Annotated in this window: 2 protein-coding genes and 1 pseudogene; 2 read left to right on the top strand and 1 reads right to left on the bottom strand. The window is 64.4% G+C overall.

Annotation, left to right across the window (positions count from 1 at the left end):
- Positions 1-598, top strand: a pseudogene (locus tag EN893_RS32590) (penicillin-binding protein); the annotation flags it as partial.
- 9 nt (positions 599-607) lie between these two features.
- Here the strand turns inward: EN893_RS32590 and EN893_RS32585 are convergent.
- Positions 608-970 (bottom strand): nuclear transport factor 2 family protein, encoded by a 363-nt coding sequence (locus EN893_RS32585; protein WP_127270874.1) that lies wholly within the window; start codon positions 968-970, stop codon positions 608-610.
- Positions 971-1,135: 165 nt separating this feature from the next.
- On the opposite strand from EN893_RS32585, the gene EN893_RS32580 reads away from it, so the two are divergent.
- On the top strand, positions 1,136-1,725 hold a 590-nt coding region (locus EN893_RS32580), incomplete at its 3' end, for an SDR family oxidoreductase (protein ID WP_164901333.1).

Raw genomic sequence — 1,725 nt, 5'->3', positions numbered from 1 at the left:
GCGCGTCGTCAAGCCTGAGATCGTCGGCATGATGAACTCGATGATGACGGGCACGGTTGAGATCGGCACTGCCCGGAAAGCGGCTTTCGCCTGGCCATCGGCCGGCAAGACCGGCACCAGTCAAAATTCGCGCGACGCCTGGTTCGTCGGCTACACCGCCAACCTCACCACTGGTGTGTGGTTCGGCAATGATGATGGCAGCGCGATGAAGAAGGTCACCGGCGGCGCACTGCCGGCGCAGGCCTGGCACGAGTTCATGGTTGCGGCCCACGAAGGTGTGCCGGTGCGGCCGCTGCCCGGCACCTGGAAATCGACGCCGGCCGACACAATCGTCCCCGACGAGATACCCGCGGCGAACAACACGGCGCCGGTTCCGTCGACGTCGGTCGGTCAGCAGGCACCGGCGCGGCCAGCAGCGCCGGTTGCCCAAGCGCCGGTCCGCGCGGCCCGTCCCGCCCAAACCGTCGATGCCGACGGCCCCTCCATGCCGGAGGATGACGGCGCCACCGCGTCGATCAAGCACCCGGTGCCGCCAGGCGACGTCGGCGGTCCGCGCAAAAAGCGGCAGACCTCGATCCTCGACCTCCTTGGCGGCTGATCCGATCCGCTAATTCCGTGGCTTGGCGCTGCCCAACTTCTTGCTGTCAAAGGTCAGTTTGTCGCTGTGAATCTTGCCATCGCTGATGGTGAGGTGCTTGGCGCAGGAAAGCGCGCCGGACGACTTGGTCATCAAATCATACATCAGCAGCGCCTGGTGATCGTCACCGAAGGCCGCGATCATGCGCACACCGGTCACATCCTGTGATAGTTTGGTCAGGCCCTCGAGATAGGGTTTCTTGCCGGTCGATTGCTGCATCGGCCCATCAAAGACGACGTCGTCGGCAACCAAGGATGCTGCTTTGTCGAGGTCGTGGCTTGTCCACGCCTTGGTGAAGTCGGTGGCTATGTCGAGGGGTGCTGTCTGCGTCATGGCTCTGTCCCGATTGATTTGATCTGAGACCCCGCGCCCTGTCCTGCAACTCCCGAACCAACGGCGAGCCGGCTTCCCGGTTCCTCCTCTGAGGTGAATGGTGACATTTCGGCCTCTCGCCACCTCGGCGGCGTTCGGCTACATCTGCCGGCCGGAGACCTTGAAATGACTGAGCTCGACACCCGAAAGACCATCGTGCTGACCGGCGCCAGCCGCGGCATTGGCCACGCCACCGTCAAGCGTTTTTCGCGCGAGGGCTGGCGCGTCATCACCTGCTCCAGGCAGGCTTTCGCCGAGGATTGCCCGTGGCCGGCCGGGCCGGAAGACCACATCAAGGTCGATCTCGCCGATCAGGAGGATGTCGGCATCGCCGTCTCCGAAATCCGCCACCGGCTGGAAGCGCATGGCGGCCAGTTGCATGCGCTGGTCAACAATGCCGGCATTTCGCCGAAGCTCAAGGACGGCAACAGCCGCATGGATTCGATCGACACGCCGATGCATGTCTGGCGCGACGTGTTCCAGGTCAATTTCTTCGCGCCGATCATGCTGGCGCGCGGCCTGTTCAAGGAGCTGGCGGCGGCCAAGGGCTCGATCGTCAACGTAACCTCGATCGCCGGAACCCGCGTGCATCCCTTCGCCGGCACGGCCTACGCCACATCGAAGGCGGCACTCGGCTCGCTGACGCGCGAGATGGCACATGATTTCGGCCCGCACGGCATCCGCGTCAATGCCATTGCGCCCGGCGAGATCGACAC

The organism is Mesorhizobium sp. M7A.F.Ca.CA.004.04.2.1, from assembly GCF_004022825.1.
In the GTDB taxonomy this organism is placed as follows: Bacteria; Pseudomonadota; Alphaproteobacteria; order Rhizobiales; family Rhizobiaceae; genus Mesorhizobium.
This window is presented reverse-complemented; position numbering and strand designations above follow the sequence as displayed.